This is a genomic window from Helicobacter saguini, from assembly GCF_000762875.2.
Classification (GTDB): domain Bacteria; phylum Campylobacterota; class Campylobacteria; order Campylobacterales; family Helicobacteraceae; genus Helicobacter_A; species Helicobacter_A saguini.
Map to the genome: position 1 here is coordinate 141,109 of NZ_JRMP02000006.1, position 16,533 is coordinate 157,641.

At 37.7% G+C, this 16,533-nt stretch carries 10 protein-coding genes and 1 pseudogene; 3 read left to right on the forward strand and 8 right to left on the reverse strand.

The features are described from left to right. Positions 1-42: 42 nt before the first annotated feature. Entirely contained in the window at positions 43-876 is an 834-nt protein-coding gene (locus LS64_RS05430) for a phosphocholine cytidylyltransferase family protein (RefSeq protein WP_118949335.1), read from the reverse strand. A gap of 112 nt (positions 877-988) precedes the next feature. Between LS64_RS05430 and hisS the strand changes: the two genes are divergently transcribed. Beyond that, a complete protein-coding gene (gene hisS / locus LS64_RS05435) occupies positions 989-2,323 on the forward strand; it encodes a histidine--tRNA ligase (RefSeq protein ID WP_034571999.1) in 1,335 nt (444 codons plus the stop codon). Between the two features lie 33 nt (positions 2,324-2,356). Next, entirely contained in the window at positions 2,357-3,505 is a 1,149-nt protein-coding gene (folP, locus tag LS64_RS05440; protein WP_034571996.1) for a dihydropteroate synthase, read from the forward strand. A gap of 126 nt (positions 3,506-3,631) precedes the next feature. Here folP and ilvC read toward each other — a convergent pair whose 3' ends face one another. Next, the gene (ilvC, locus tag LS64_RS05445) at positions 3,632-4,657 is read right to left on the reverse strand and encodes a ketol-acid reductoisomerase (RefSeq protein ID WP_034571993.1); all 1,026 of its coding nucleotides are present in this window, start codon (positions 4,655-4,657) and stop codon (positions 3,632-3,634) included. 94 nt (positions 4,658-4,751) lie between these two features. Between ilvC and LS64_RS05450 the strand changes: the two genes are divergently transcribed. Next, on the forward strand, positions 4,752-7,835 hold the full coding sequence (locus LS64_RS05450; protein ID WP_237416270.1) for a phosphoenolpyruvate carboxylase: 3,084 nt from the start codon (positions 4,752-4,754) through the stop codon (positions 7,833-7,835). Positions 7,836-7,938: 103 nt separating this feature from the next. On the opposite strand, the gene LS64_RS05455 is transcribed toward LS64_RS05450, so the two are convergent. The 6 genes and pseudogenes from LS64_RS05455 to LS64_RS12395 all read right to left on the reverse strand — a co-directional run. Beyond that, positions 7,939-8,448 carry an Hcp family type VI secretion system effector gene (locus LS64_RS05455; protein ID WP_034571990.1) on the reverse strand — a complete coding sequence of 170 codons (510 nt, stop codon included), beginning with the start codon at positions 8,446-8,448 and terminating at the stop codon, positions 7,939-7,941. Between the two features lie 412 nt (positions 8,449-8,860). Then, positions 8,861-10,411, reverse strand: coding sequence for a flagellin A (locus LS64_RS05460; protein WP_118949338.1), 1,551 nt, complete (start codon positions 10,409-10,411; stop codon positions 8,861-8,863). Positions 10,412-10,630: 219 nt separating this feature from the next. After that, positions 10,631-12,391, reverse strand: coding sequence for a nickel-dependent hydrogenase large subunit (locus tag LS64_RS05465; RefSeq protein ID WP_034572594.1), 1,761 nt, complete (start codon positions 12,389-12,391; stop codon positions 10,631-10,633). A gap of 459 nt (positions 12,392-12,850) precedes the next feature. After that, the gene (locus LS64_RS05470; RefSeq protein ID WP_237416271.1) at positions 12,851-14,218 is read right to left on the reverse strand and encodes a hydrogenase small subunit; all 1,368 of its coding nucleotides are present in this window, start codon (positions 14,216-14,218) and stop codon (positions 12,851-12,853) included. A 332-nt stretch (positions 14,219-14,550) separates the two neighbouring features. Further along, positions 14,551-14,796, reverse strand: coding sequence for a hypothetical protein (locus LS64_RS05475; protein WP_034572596.1), 246 nt, complete (start codon positions 14,794-14,796; stop codon positions 14,551-14,553). A gap of 80 nt (positions 14,797-14,876) precedes the next feature. Beyond that, positions 14,877-16,533, reverse strand: a pseudogene (locus tag LS64_RS12395) (hypothetical protein); the annotation flags it as partial.

Below are 16,533 nucleotides of genomic sequence, written 5' to 3' on the forward strand. Positions count from 1 at the left end.
ATTTACATTATTTTAAATCTCAAAATACCACAATTTTAGAATCTACAACGCCAAATCACTTGCATTGTCAATCTCAAGCCAGCCGCCATTAATTCGCACAGCCCTTGCATTATCATATTTATCAATGATAGCTTGCAAGAAACTCGTCATATACATATTTTGAAAGTCCTTGCCATCATAAATCGCACCCTTATCAAGGCTATCATAGAATCTAATCACTTCCGCCAAAAAATCCGCCCTAATCTTAAAAAGCCCTATATATTGAGATTCTATCTCGCTAAAATCACGCGCCTTTTTACCTAGCTCTTTAATCTTGCCGTCCCTAATTTTCAACGTCTCAGCATCACTCAAAGGATTATCAAAACGTTTTTCCCACAATTTTAGCCATGAATCATCCACGATAATATTTAGCTCGCCGCTTGATTCTAAAAGCTTTTCCACGATGTCGTGCGTGTAGATAATATCCGCGTAGCTAACAATCAAATCGCTTTTATTTTCCACGCATTCACGCAAAAATTCACGCCCACAAAATAACGTAGCAACCATATTTGTATTTGCAAAATTGCTATTTATATAGAATCTATTAATTTTATTTTTAAGATAATCTTGCAAAATATCGGCTTTATAACCGCCTATAACGGCAATGTTTTTTATTTTATTTGAATTAGATTCTATAGAATCTTTTTTAGAATCTTTTAAGCAATCTTGCAATTTAGATTCTATAATCTCCGCATTTTTCAAGGCTTCCAACTCATAATCAATAATTTTCCTACCCTTATACTCAACCATACATTTTGGCACGTTCGCGGTCAAAGGCATAAGCCTAGAGCCAAATCCAGCCGCTAAAATTATTGCATTTGTATTAGAATCTTTCATAATATTCCTTTGTTTTCAACATTCAAAAAGAATAATTTTATAATAATTTCATGTTAGATTCTAAACAAATTTGTTATAATTTCGCCTTTAAAGCCTTTAAATAAGGATAATTATGAATCAAGAAAAAAGTTTAATCACACCGCGAACCTTAAGCGGTTTTCGCGACCGATTACCAAAAGAAGCCCAAGCAAAAATTAGCATACTAAACGCCGTAAGCGAAGTTTTCCTAAGCTATGGCTTTATGCCCATTGAAACGCCACACCTTGAATACGCCGACATTCTAATAAAGCAAGGCAGCGAAGAAATCCAAAAAGAGCTATACAGATTCAAAGACCACGGCGGACGCGATGTAGCGCTTCGTTTCGACCAGACCGTGCCACTTGCAAGATTTATCTCACAGCATCGCCACGAGCTAGAGCTGCCATTCAAACGCTACGCAATAGGCAATGTTTTCCGTGGGGAGCGCGCGCAAAAGGGGCGTTATAGGGAATTTACGCAATGTGATTTTGACTTTATCGGGAGCAATTCTTTGAGCTGCGATGCCGAGATTTTGCAGGTGATTTGCTCTTGTATGTATGCGCTGGGCTTGCAGGAATTTAGTATATGGATAAACCACCGCGAGATTCTAAATGGAATCTTTGAGTATTTTGGCGTGAGTGAAGCAATAGAATCTAGCCTTAGAATCATTGATAAACTCGATAAAATCGGCTTAGATTCTGTCAAAATGGAGCTGCAAAATGAGCTAAAGTTAGAATCTAGCAAGATAGATTCTATAATGGATTTGATTAGCATTAAGCAAACTAGCCACTACAGCGACTTTTTTAAGGAAATCGAATTTTTGAAAGGCTATAATGACACGCTTAAAAAGGGCTTAAATGACTTAGAATCTATGCTAAAAATTTTGGATGGCTTGGAGAGTGATATATCCATTTTTCGTATTAATTTTAGCATTGCTAGGGGGCTAGGCTATTACACAGGCATCGTGTATGAGACGACTTTAAATCGGCTTCGTGGCATAGGGAGCGTGTGTAGCGGTGGACGTTATGATAACTTGACGCAAAGTTTTAGCCAGGAGCGGCTTAGTGGCGTGGGGGCTAGTATCGGTATTGATAGGCTTATTGCCGCTTTGCTAGAGCTAAACTTGCTTGAGATGAAAGGCACGATGGCACGCGCACTAATCATTGCGATGGATAGGGAATATTTTGCTTTCGCACACAAAATCGCTGAAACGCTTCGCCAAAGTAAGATAAATGTGGAAGTCTATCCAGACGCGGTAAAAATGAAAAAATCTTTGAGTTATGCAAATGCAAAAGGGCATGAGTTTAGCATAATTATCGGTGAAAACGAGTTTAAAACCAAAACGCTAACTTTGAAAAGCATGACAAGCGGCATACAAATGGAAAACATAAGCGTCCTGCACGTTTTGCAACTAATTAAGGAAAGTTAGATTCTATCAATTTAGAATCTAAAAGGAGTGAAAATGCGCCTAGAGCGAGTGAAAAACCTAAATACCGAAATGCTAAACATAAAGCCAGATAGCATCGGCTACAAGATTATGAAGGATAAAACGCAGATTTTGGGCTTTAAAATCGATGGGTTGAAACTACAGGCAATGCAGATTCTAAAACAGGATGCAATAAGCGTTGGCGCGGAACTTGTCACGCCGCGTGACGCGATATTGTGCGAGAAAAAAAGCTATGATTGCCTGCTTTTTGGCTCGCTAAAAAGCTTGAAACTCCTTAGCCTAAAAATGCAACGACAGCCCTTTGGCTTAAAGTCGCTAAGCCGCGAACTCCGCGCATTTATCCAAACCAAAATCAATGACAAAAAATCTCATAAAAAGAGCGTAATGAGTATCATAAATGTAGAATCTAATAGTTTTTATAAGGAATTTAGCGTAAAAGACGCGATTGAAAAAATCCATAGCGATATTGAGCTGGGTGCGGATATTATCGACATCGGCGCGGCTAGCTCGCGACCAAATGCGGATATTATAGAATCTAAAATCGAGATTAAGCGGCTGAATTTGATTTTTAAAGAAGTTTCAAAAATTAAAACTAATACGCAATTTAGTATCGATACTTATAATGCTGAGACGGCAGATATTGCATTAAATAGTGGTTTTAATATTATCAATGATATTAGCGGGAATGTGGAATCTATGAGCCAGATTCTAAAAAAATATCCAAAGTCAAGCTACATTTTAATGCACATTCGTGGCAATCCAAAAACAATGCAAAATGATACACATTATGAGAATCTACTGCTAGAAATCGATAAATATTTCGAAGAAAAACTGCGATTTTTACACGCGCAAAAAATTAACAATGTGATACTTGATGTCGGCATAGGCTTTGGGAAAAGTGCGGAGCAAAATGTCGAGCTAATCGCGAAACTGCGGCATTTTAAGCACTTTAGAAAGCCGCTTTTGATGGGGCTAAGCCATAAGAGTTTTTTGGGGAAGATTTTGGGGAGTGAGAAGGATTCTAGGCTTATTGCAAGTGTGATAGCCGATTTTATCGCCCTTATGAATGGCGCTGATATTATCCGCACGCACGATTTAAAAGAGCATTTAGAAATGCTAAAAATCTATGAAGCCTTTGAGATGGAAGACTGCGATTTGATGTAGATTCTATAGAATCTTAAAATCCATGTTTTAATCTACAACGTGAAAATAAAATATTTCGTATGATTTATTTTAAAATTAATGCGAATATCATTAATTTTATATATTTATGTTACATTTCGTAACGCTCTAGTTTTTAGCCTTATCCACAAGTTTGCCCTTGTTTATCCATGGCATCATTTCACGCAAGCGTGTGCCGACTTTCTCTATAGGATGGGCGGCTAGGTTGGCGCGCTCTGCATTCATTCTAGCATATCCAGCTTTTCGCTCTAAGATAAAATCTTTTGCAAATTTGCCATCTTGAATGTCTTTTAAAATGCCTTTCATTGCACGTTTTGAATGCTCGTTTATTACACGTGGTCCGCTTATCATATCGCCGTATTCTGCCGTATTTGAGATTGAATATCGCATATTATCTAAGCCACCTTGATAAATCAAATCTACGATTAATTTCAATTCGTGCAAACATTCAAAATACGCCATTTCTTCTGGGTATCCGGCTTCGACTAATGTCTCAAATCCTGCTTTTACAAGGCTAGTTACGCCCCCGCAAAGCACGGCTTGCTCGCCAAAAAGGTCAGTTTCAGTTTCATCTTTAAATGTTGTCTCAATTACCCCGCTTCGTCCGCCCCCAATTGCTGCTGCGTAACTTAAAGCGATAGCCTTAGCGTCCCCACGTGATGTGTCTTGGGCTACCGCAATTAAGTCTGGGATGCCACCCCCTGCGACAAATTCGCTTCTTACCGTATGCCCGGGCGCTTTTGGAGCTATCATAATTACGCCAACTCCCTTAGGTGCTTTAATTTGCCCAAAGTGAATGTTAAAGCCATGACCAAAGGCTATGATTTTATCTTCTTTTAAATTTGGCTCAATTTCTTTTTTAAACACATCTGCTTGCAACTCATCTGGGATTAGAATCATTATTACATCCGCTTCCTTTGTGGCAACGGCTACTTCGACTACTTTAAAGTTTTTGGCTTCAGCCTTAGCCCAGCTTTTGCCACCTTTGTGAAGTCCTACGATTACATCTACGCCGCTATCTCGCAAGTTTTCTGCGTGTGCGTGTCCTTGAGACCCAAAGCCGATAATTGCTACCTTTTTTTTCTGTATCAAACCTAAATCGCAATCTTTGTCATAATATACTTTTAGTGCCATGTGTATCCTTTTTGTGAAAAATAGCAAATATAATAGCACAAAAAAATGAAATAATAAGATAAAATGTAATATTACAAATTTTAAAGGGGAGAAAATGAAAGAGCTTGATAAATACGAGATTTTGAAAGATATTTTGCTTGAAGTGATAGAAGAGAATGATTCTAAGGTAAAAGAGATTTTTTTGAATTTGTTTGAATCTTTGCGGGGGGTGGATTCTAATGTGGATTCTAATTTAGATTCTAAGTTACATAAAAATAAAAAAGATTCTATGGAATCTAAGTCGCACCACAAAAAAGATTCTATAGAATCTAATGCCCTATCGCCCACCCACCACCCTATTAGTGGAAAAGATTCTATAGAATCTAAAAACGCCCACCACAAAAAAGATTCTAAAAATATTATAGAATCTAATGCCCTATCGCCCACCCACCACCCTATTGAAAAAAATAACGCCCACAACCACCCCACAAGTGATAACGCCCAGCCCACCAAGCTTAAGAAATTGTTTGAAGAAATTAGTGAATCTCCCCACTTAGTTGGCGTTATAAAAGCTTGCTCACTCCATAACATTATCCTAAATATTTATGAAGAGCAAGAACAAGCAAAAATTGCTAGTGTAAGTCGAAGTATCGCTGCTGCTTATGCGAGTTTAGAAAAAGAGGGCTTTGATAAAATCGATTGCGATAGAATCTTAGAATCTATTCGCTTTTATCCCGTATTTACCGCACATCCTACTGAATCAAGACGCAGAACATTTCTTGAAGCCCACCAAGAAATAACACGTGAGCTAGAGCGAATAGAATCTTATTATTATATGCCAGATTCTATCTTGCCAAATAAGGAGCGAGAAATAAATCAAAGCTATAAAAATATCAAATACAGACTTAATCTACTTTGGAAAAGTCACTTAGTTAGAAGTGAAAAGCTAGAAGTAATTTTTGAATTAGATAATCTACTTTTTATCGTGGAAAATAGTATTATTCCAAGCGCTTTAAGAGTGCTAAATCAAGTATCAAATCGCTTAGATAAAGAGCTGAAAATCTCCCCTATAAAGCTAGGGAGCTGGATAGGTGGCGATAGAGATGGCAATCCGTATGTAACAAATGAGCTGATGACGCGTGTAATGAAAATGCAGCATGATTTAATCATAAAAACCTACATTAATGAAATTGATAAGCTAATACGAGAGCTTAGCATAAGCATTGATTTTAGCAAACCTAGCAGGGAGCTAGAAAAATCATTAGCTAAGGAAAAATCGCACCTTAATCAAGTAAGCCTGAAACTACACGAGCGAGAGCCATATCGCGCAAAATTAAATCTAATGCGACAAAAGCTATATAATCACATTTTAAAGGTAAATGCAGTAAATGATATTGACTTTACATATAATAATCCAAAGGAGCTAATAGAAGATATTGATATGCTTATAAATTCGCTAGATTCTATATCTAATGCACGTTTAAAGTCTTTACGAAATCTAGTTTTACTTGGTGGCTTTCATTTAATGCAGCTAGATTTCCGTGAGCATAGAGATATGTATCTAAGTGCGGTTAGCGAAGTTTTGTGTTTGCTAGGCTACACAGATAGCGACTTTTTACACCGACATGAGAGTAAAAAAATGGAGATTCTAAATAAAGCCTTAAGTGATGCGCCAACTAATCTAAATGGAATCTTATGGGATGTAAGCGAAAGCACTCGCCACACGCTAAATGCGTTTTTACGCGTTTTATGGGCTAAAAAGGCAATAAGCAAGGATATTTTAAAAAGCTTTATTGTGTCAATGACTACAAATGCTAGTGATTTACTAGCTGTTTTGTATCTTGCATATTGCAGTGGATTATGGCAAAGGGGCAAGACAAAAAGTAGCAATGGCGAAATTGTGATAAAGCCCGGTAAAAGCGAAATAATGATAACGCCTTTGTTTGAGACGATTGAAGACTTAGAATCTGCAGAAGAGATTCTAGAAATCTTAAGCCGAAACGAGCATTATAAACAATACTTAAAAGATTCTAATAATTCGCAACAAATAATGATAGGCTACTCGGATTCTAGCAAGGATGGCGGGATTTTTACAAGCAGTTTTTCGCTAAATAAAGCTATTTCAAATCTTGTAAAGTTAGAATCTCGTCTTGGAATAAAATTTATGCTATTTCATGGCAAGGGCGGAAGTATATCTCGTGGGGGCGGACAGCTTGAAAACGCACTACTAGCTTTTCCTATGGGGAGTGTAGGGACAACATTAAAAACAACAGAGCAAGGTGAGATAATTTCATCGCGTTATTTGAATCCAAAAATTGCAATTAGAAGTTTTGCTTTGACGTTGGCTTCTTTACTAAAAAAAGCCGTGCATGATAACTTTTGCAAACAAGATTCTATAGAATCTAAAGGGGAGCATTCCCCCACCCTTGCGGGGGGGGCTAGGGGGGGGGTAAATCCCAACAAAACAGATTCTATAGAATCTAAAGGCGTAAATATCCACTGCGGTATTGACCCATATTTACCAAAGCTAGAAGAGCTAAGCCGCATAAGCTATCGCACCTATCGCAATCTTGTCTATGAAACGCGGCATTTTATGGATTATTTTAAAAACGCAACGCCTATTGAGTTTATACAGAATCTAAATCTTGGTTCGCGTCCATCTAAGCGAAAAGATTCTCAAAAGGTAGAAGATTTACGCGCTATCCCTTGGGTTTTTGCATGGACGCAAAATCGCAGCATAATTCCAGCGTGGTATGGCTTGGGAAGTGCTTTAAGTGGTTTGGGCGATAAAAAATTGTTGCAAGAGTGCTATGAAAACTCCATTTTTTTTAAAACCACGATTGATAATATCGCGCATGGCTTTATAAAAGTTGATATGGAAATAGCTAGTAGTTATAATGAATTTGTAAGTGATGTAGGGCTTAAAAATGCCGTGTGGAGCAGGATTTCAAGCGAATATGAAAAGACGTTAGAGTGGCTATTAATAGTGCGGAATGAAAGCTTTTTACTAGAAAAAAATATTGATGTGCGAAATAGAATCTTAGCGCGAATGCCAAACATAAAAGCGCTAGGCTACCTGCAAATCGAGCTAATAAAAAAATACAAAAACGCACAATATGACGATTTAAAAACACGACTAATGGAGCAAATACACGGCACAATCATAGGCATAGCCCAGGGCATCCGCAACACAGGCTGAGAAACGTCTATTATATAAAACGAAAATTAAGTAAATAAATTTGCGGATACAACTAGCAACAAGCTAGTGCAGAATAAATAAAAGTGTGTCGAAAATCAAGTTCCTAGGCGTTTCTCCAATCGTCACTTCCACTAGTTCCAGATGCTACATGCTCCCAAATGACCTTTCTATAATTAAGCGATACTTTAAATAACTCTGTTCTACCAGCGTTATCTTTATCTTGTGCGTTCGGCATAATCAAATCAATATTTGTTATGATAGCATCCTCTAACTTGGTAGTAAAATAATGCTCTTCTCCACCGCTTGTAGACGTTCTAAACCAATGAACCTCAACATTATTCAATCTTTCACCTTTTGTCAAAGCATTATAAAGTAGCGGAACGGATTTATTTAGGGAACAGGTAAATGAAAACGGCTTATGAATCCTTTGACCACTTGGTTGCCCACTTTGAGGGTCAGTAGGAACTGTTACTATATGTGATACCTCTTGTGCCATTATCTCATCTTCATGTCCTGCTTGATAACGATTCCCTATACTTGCTTCTGTCGAAGCACCACTAGAAATTAATCCTTGCGTTGAACCTTCAATTTTTATATATGCTGGTTGAGCCATGTTTTTGTCCTTTTGTTAAAATAAGTAGTGTAATTCTATCATAAAAGTCATAAAATATTGCAATATAATAATTATAAAATTAAAATTTTTGTACTATTAAGTTTTAAACACTGAATTTTTAATAAAATCAAACACAAATTTGAATGAAAACATAAGTTATAAAACGAAAGTAAAAATGTAATGGGTAATTGTAGCAATTTACTAAAAGCTAAAATCTTTAAAAGTCGCTATATAGTCGCTTTCTTGTAAAGCCCTGTGTTAAAAAAAGCTAAATTAGATTCTATAAAAAACCAAAATATAGAATCTAAAAAGATTCTATACAAAAGCAAATCTAACAAAGCCCCTTAAGCACAAAGCCCGCAAGGAGGCGTAAAATTAGACAAGACTTAAAGAGATAACAAAAGACCTTAAACTAGCTTAATAGCCTTAAGATGTTTTGCTGAACGGCATTTGCCTGAGTCATAGCATAACTACCAGATTGTGCTAAGATGTTTAGCTTAGTGAAGTTCGCTGACTCTTGAGCGAAATCCACCTCGCGGATTTGTGATTCAGCCGCTTTAACATTCACCTGAGTTACAGAGATGTTATTAACGGTAGAAATCATTTGTCCTTGAACAGAACCTAAGTCCGCACGGATTCTATCTAGAATCTTAGTCGCAGATTCAGCAATGTCCATAACCACCATCGCACCACGCAAAGTAGTCACACCAGCGCCCATTTCGGCTCCACCACTAGCTACGACCTTGTTAAAGTTCGCACCAGAAGCAGATTTAACATCCTTGTTGAATGACCCCATGGTATCACGCAAATTCACAACGGTTTTCGCCACTTTATCATTAGTGAAACCTAGCTCCTTATACAATCCTTTCGCATTCGAAGCAGATACCACAATAATATCTCTAGAATCTAGACGCACAAGGCTTAAGCGTCCGTAGTTTTCACTACCTTTGCCCTCTAGCTTTTGTCCGCCATTCATAGATTCTATAGCGATTTTAGGCACTTTACCATTTTGTCCCTTCTCATTTTTGCCAACAGATACGTGGATACCGCGTCCATCAACACTTCGAAGAGTCAAACGTCCTTTCTCATCAGTGTAAGCCTCAACACCTGTTTGGTTAGTAACAGCATTGAAAGCCTGCACTAAACGACCATCGCTATCACCAGCACGAATATCGTTAATATCGCCTAATGTCAAACCATTAATAACGACATTTGATAAAGTCCCAGAAACGACAGCCTTATCGCTTGTCGAAATAACGTTAGCTACCGCACGAATCCCTGTTTTATCAGAGCTTTTATTGATAACTTCCGCTAAAACGCCAATCCCAGTCCCAACCGTTGTAGAAATCTTAACAGACTGCAACTGCACATCGTTAATACCATCCACGTTTCTAAAAGTAACGCGAACTGTGTTAGACGCTGTGATTAGCCCGCCTGTCGCGATTCTTACTTGTCCAATCTTATCACTCGTAGTTGCGCCAATTGAAGCCTTAATAGACTCATTAGAGAACGCACCAACTTGGAATTCCTTGTTTGTAAAAGAACCACTTAGCAACTTTTGACCATTGAATGAAGTAGAGTTACCAATCATATCTAGACCTTGAATAAGGCGCACGATATCGCTTTGGATAGCCCTTCTAGATTCACTAGTTTGCCCATCTTGAGCCGCTTGTGTAGCCTTGACCTTAATAGTATCAAGGATTTTAAGCTGCTCATCCATTGCCTTGTCCGCGATTTGAATAATCCCCATTGCATCATTTGTGTTTGCAATAGCCTGACCTAACGCAGACGCTTGACTTCGTAAGCTATCCGCGATAATCATACCAGAAGCATCATCTGCTGCCTTGTTGATTCTCAAACCTGAACTCAACTTCTCCAAAGAGTCTTTTAACCCTCTTTGGGTGCCTACATTCTGCACGTGCGCATTAAGCGCGTTTATGTTAGTATTGACTTGAAAAGCCATTGTCACTCCTTGTGATTATATTTTAAGAAATATCCCAAGCATCCTTGCTTGTTAAATGCTATATCGACAATCGATAAAAACAATTTAGTAATTTTATATAAAAATTTACAATTTTTTATAAAAATATTTTATAAATTTATTGCATAAAAGTTACAAAATATTTTTTGGTGTTGAATCTTGGCTTTTAATATTTTAGATTCTATAGAATCTTAGCAAAGTTTAGAATCTAGCGAAGGCGGGTTCTACCTTGTATTCGCCTAAGTTGTTGCCCTTTGTATCCATTACATGCACAGCGTACGCGATGCAGGGGTCAAATGAGTGAATGTGGCGGATGATTTCTAAGGGTTGCGTTACATCGGCGACTTTTGTGCCTATTAGGCTCATTTCATAAGGTCCTTTTTGCCCTTTGCTATCGCGTGGTCCTGCATTCCACGTAGATGGGACTACTGCTTGATAGTTGCTTACCTTGCCTCCACTTATTCTAACCCAGTGGCTTAGCATTCCGCGTGGGACGTTTCCTATATAGCAGCCTTTGTAGTCTTTTTTATCATCGATTACATACGGTGCGCAGGTGGTTTGGTCGACTTTTAAGTTTTTTACTAATTCATCAAATGCGCGAAGTCCATTTGCCCCTAGCACTTTTGCCTCTAAGCCACGCGCTGCTGTGCGACCTAGCGTGCTAAATAAGTGATTTACACTTAAGCCTGTGCGTTTTAAAAAGGCTTCCGCAGCTTCCTCAATTAGCGGATTTTTACGCGCTAAACCTACGACAATTGACGCTAAAGGTCCTACCTCCATAGGCATACCATCATATCTAGGCGATTTTATCCATGAGTATTTAGAATCTGTTTTTAGCAATTTTGTTTTTTCATTCTTACCGCTTAAGCCGATACTTTCGCCATCACTCATACCTACATAATCAGGCGTAGTTTGCCCATTATAAGGATGCAGCAAATCAGTAGGCTTAATCTCCCTGCCATCCTCGTGCTTGCCCTCGTATTTATACCATGAGTGCGTGACCTCTTCGGCGATTTTATTCAAATCGACATCATAAGGCTTACTCAAATCGCCATCAAGCACATAGCCACTTTCCATTAAATAAGTGTTGTAATCCACTTGCATTTCTCTAAAGCTTAAGAAATTCTTAAGATTACATCCAGCAAGCACACTTGGCTCATTTGCATAGCTCATCCCTGCCATAATTAAATCTGGGTAATAAGCGCGATTGATAAAATCAACTACCATTTGATACTTCGCCTTATACTCCGCTAAACGCGATGGGTCAAGCAAGTCCATAACAGATGTAATACCACCAACGGTTAGGCTTTGTGGATGTGGCTGTTTCGCACCAAAAATAGCCATCATTTTCGCCGCTTCTCTTTGCACTTCAAGGAGTTTTAAATAGTGCGATAACACAATTAGATTTTGCTCTGGATTTAGCTGATAGGTTTTATGTCCCCAGTAGCCGTTATTAAATGGTCCTAGTGAGCCTTGTGATGCGAAGTTTTTCACGCGATTTTGCACGCCACGCAACATATCTTCACCTGCCACGATAGGATTATCAGTGTATTCAAAGGCTAGTTTTGCCGCTTTTGCCGGGTCCGCCTTTAACGCGCTAATAATATCACACCAGTCAAGCCCATGCAATGTATAAAAATGCACGATGTGGTCGTGGAAAAATAACGCCAAATTCATAAGCGTCCTAACAAGCTTTGCATTATATGGAATCTCAATGCCAAGCGCGTCTTCTACCGCAACAATACCAGCCTTATAATGCGAATAAGTGCAAACGCCACAAATACGTCCCGCAATAAATCCAGCATCGCGTGGGTCGCGCCCCTTAATAATCGTCTCCAAGCCACGCCACAAAGTCGAGCTAGAAAACGCGTCAGTTATCACATTATTATCATCGACTATTACTTCAATACGCAAATGCCCTTCGATGCGAGTTATCGGGTCTACTACTATTCTTTTTGACATCACATTATCCTTTCTTAAATAAAATTCGTCTTCCACGTTATCCTTCACAAAACAAACGCAGTGAAGTTTCTTTAGAAAAATTTTTTGTCCGCTCGTTGCGACAACCATCTAAGGTTAGTCTCACTTCGCGGACAAAAAAGTTTTTGCAAAATATATTTAAAATACTAGAATTTAGATTCCAAAACCGACGTTTTTAGATTCTAAGTTACGTTGTTTTAGAATCTAGATTCTATAAAAATTTAAAAGAACTTTAGAATCTAAAATTAGATTCTATAATTTCAAGGTTAAAGATTTCGCTATCCATTTGGATAAACGCAAGGTTATAGAATCTAGATTCTAGTATTTTGCGTGTAGTTTGGATTTTCCTTTTTCCCTGCGAAGTGAGACTAGACTAAAACGTCTGTCGCAACGAAGCAGGGAAAAAGAAAATTCAAAATCCAAACGGAAGACGAATCTTCTCTATTTAGGTTTTACTCCACTTGAAATCATTGCATGCGCTGCGATACCGATAGCCGTTGCACCCAAAAGCACAATCCCCACACTATCCGCACTCCTATCCGCTCCAGCCCCGCGAAACGCCGTTTGATACCGATTGCCAAGTGGCACTTCAAAAGGGCTCATCGTATCCCAAAATCGCGGCTCACTGCAACCGATACATCCATGCCCAGCACCGATGGGCCAGCTTGTATGCGAGTTAAACCGCAATTTTGAGCAGTTATTAAATGTATAAGGTCCTTTGCAACCGACTTTATACAAACAATAGCCCTTTTTAGCGTTCTCATCGCCAAAGCTTTGCACAAATTCCCCCGCATCAAATCGCCCACGCCGCTCACACAAATCATGTATCCGCAATCCATACGCCCATTTTGGTCGATTAAACGCATCAAGGGCAGGCAGCTCACCAAAAAGCACATAGTGCATTAGCGAACCTACGATATTTTTCTCACTAGGCGGACAGCCTGGCACATTTATGACATGCTTTGTGATTATTTCACTCAAAGGATTTGCATTTGTAGGGTTTGGCGCGGCTGCTTGCACACCACCAAAGCTAGAACACGTGCCTATTGCAAATATCGCTGCAGCACCTTCTGCGGCGTGTCGGCACTCTTCAGCGCCAGTCCTTGCGTGTGCGCCGATTGTTAAGAAGTATTCGGTATTTTTTGGTATTCCGCCTTCAACCATTAGGATGTAGCGTCCTGCGTAGGTTTTGATGGCGTCTTCCAAACTTTTTTCGGCTTGATAGCCGCTTGCGACCATTATAGTTTCGTGGTATTCAAGGCTTACATAATCAAAAATGATAGAATCAATGCTTGGGTCTTCACTGCGAAGCAAGCTCTCGCTGCAGCCGGTGCATTCAGCCATGTGTAGCCAAATTAGCGGGACGCGTCCGGCTAGCTCAGCAGCGCGCATTGTTAAAGGGGCAAAACTTGCTGGAAGCCCAAGAGATGCGGTAATCACAGCCGCCCATTTCATAAAATCGCGTCTGCTAACGCCCTTTTCACTCAACACATCTTTTAGCTCTTTTTGATTCTCATTTTTGCGTAAAGGTGGGAGTTTTGCTAGTGCGGATAGTCTTGCTTTGATTTTATTAAACAAGCCTTTTTTGGTGGTAAAGGTAAGGTTTTCTCCAACAGGATTTAGGACATGCTCTAGCGTTTCGGCACTAGATTCTATGTTTTTAGAATCTAAGTTGTGGTTTTTGAGATTAGATTCTATATTTTGTTTAGAATCTAGCTTCACGCTCTTAGATTCCATAGCCAAAGTCTGCCTTGCATCGCTTTTAAATTCAGTGTTTTTAAAATGCGATTTACACTCATTCTTTCTCATTTTCGTATCCTTATTAGAAATAAAGTTTGGGCTTTTGTGATTCTACTATAAAACTCGCCTTTTTGTCATTTTTTTGCAAAAAATATTCTCAAAATTGTATATAAAATGTTACACAATGAAACAAATTTACACTTTTAGCCCTATCATTTTTGCGACTTTTTGGGAATAAGATATTTCGCTTCGCTCAACATGAAAGAATCTAGATTCTATAAATTTTAATTTATTGACATAAGGTTGGTTTAAGATAGAATCTAGTTTATAAGATTCTATGGAATCTAAGTAAGTAAAAGATTCTAAAAATCCATCGTGATGCCTATGTAGTAACGGCGACCTTAGCGCACATAGTTAAAGGCATTTCCATAACTTGCGTTATTGGCTCCATAAGCTGTATATTGTATAAATTTACAATCAAAAAGATTGTAAATTACAACATTTATTCTTAGATTCTTAAATAATTGATAATATCCACCTATATGTGCAAGATATATCGCTTTGTAATATTCACCTAATCCTATGGCTACGGAGTTTCCCACGCTTGGGTCGCCACGATAGATTCCAGCATTTACTTGCTCTCGCACATAAAATCCAAATTTTTACCTTTATTGTGTTTTGGTTATTTTACTTTAAATTTATATAGAATATGGTTTTTAGATATGATTTATTCGATTAAAAATTCGTATTCGTAGGTTTTAGATTCTATGTTTAAAGCAAGTTCGTCTAATGCGTTGTTTAAAGCTGTGATTAAATCGGCAAAGTGAGAATCTTTGCATTTTTGCAAGGCGTTCATTTTAGTTGGGTTTCCTTTGGAATCTAGGCTAAAACCTTGAAAGTGCGCCTTTATATCATAAAGCGATGCGTTTGGATTATATGAGCGGTCATAGCCGTCATCGTAGTGAAAAGTTAAGTTAGAAAAATCTTGACTATGATAATATTTAAAGACTTCACGTCCTGCATCAAACACGGCTTTTGCTTGCTGGCTAAACTTTAAAGGTGAGCTTGGGATAAATATAGAATCTAGTTTAGAATCTACCTTAATAATTTTCCCTTTTTTAGAATCTTTTTTTATATTTTTGCTTTTAGATTCTAAAGAATCTAACCTATCGCCCACCCAACCGCCCTTTAAGGAGTTAGATTCTATATCTATTCCCGCCTTGCGACTTTTTAAAGGGGAGCTAGATTCTATAGAATCTGTTTTTATTTTCCCTTGCAAAAATTTATATAAAAAGTCGCTATCAAAGGCTCTTTTTGCGTTGATTTCTTTTTCACTAAAAGGGATAAAATGATTTATAGAATCTAAGTTATAAGGCAAAGATATACGATTTTTAGGGTGAAATAATGCAAAAGCCAAGCAATCATTATGAAAATTAGAATCTTTTATCCATTTATCCTTTGGGTATAAAAACTGGTCTTTATCATTTAGCCAAGTGTGCTTTACGCAATATCTAACCGCGAAATACACACAATAAGGTATCACATTTTTTTTAGTAAAAGTCGCATATAAATGTTTGTTAAAGTCATTTTGCGATAAACCATTAGAAATAAAAACACTCTTAGAATTTGACACATCAGTGCCTAGCATTCGCAAATATGCTAATTTTTCGCCCTTTTTATCCTTAAAAGTTGCTAAAAAATCACTAATATATTGATTTTTTTGATGAACTTTTATTTTTTTCTTTTTATACTCAAAAATTTCTACATTTTTATTTTTTAGCTCTCTTGCTTCTTCTAGTTTTACTATGCCTTTTGGCGCGAAAACATCTAAGGTCACTTTTTTTATAGAATCTTTAGAATCTAGATTCCATATTAAAAAGCCGATAGCAAAATGCCCATTAACATTATCAAAAGTATAGGCTGGACAAATAAAACCACGTAAAAATTTCGCTTTAAAAAATTCCCTAAATTTCTCATAATACTGCCCATTAAGATATTTTAAAGTGCTAAAAGATGCCAAAATACAACCACTAATTTCTTTATAGATTCTAGTAAAAAATAGAGCAAAAAGCTCCCTTATAGCACCACCTAAAATATCTTTATATTTTTCACTTATATTGCTTAGTGCTACTTCAGGGCGATTTTTCCCCGTCCCCATTGGCGTTTTTCTATTACTCGCTTCTGCATAAGGCGGATTTATAAAAATTATTAGCTTTTTTCGCTTATTAGAATCTCGCAAAATATTTTGCAAATTTTGTGGCACTTTTGAAGTTTTGCATTTTTTACATTTAGAATCTGCGAAATTTTGATGTTTTAAGCAAGGTTTTTCTAACTCTTTACATTTCTCACATTTAGAATCTATTTTTCCTATATGTTCCTTGCAA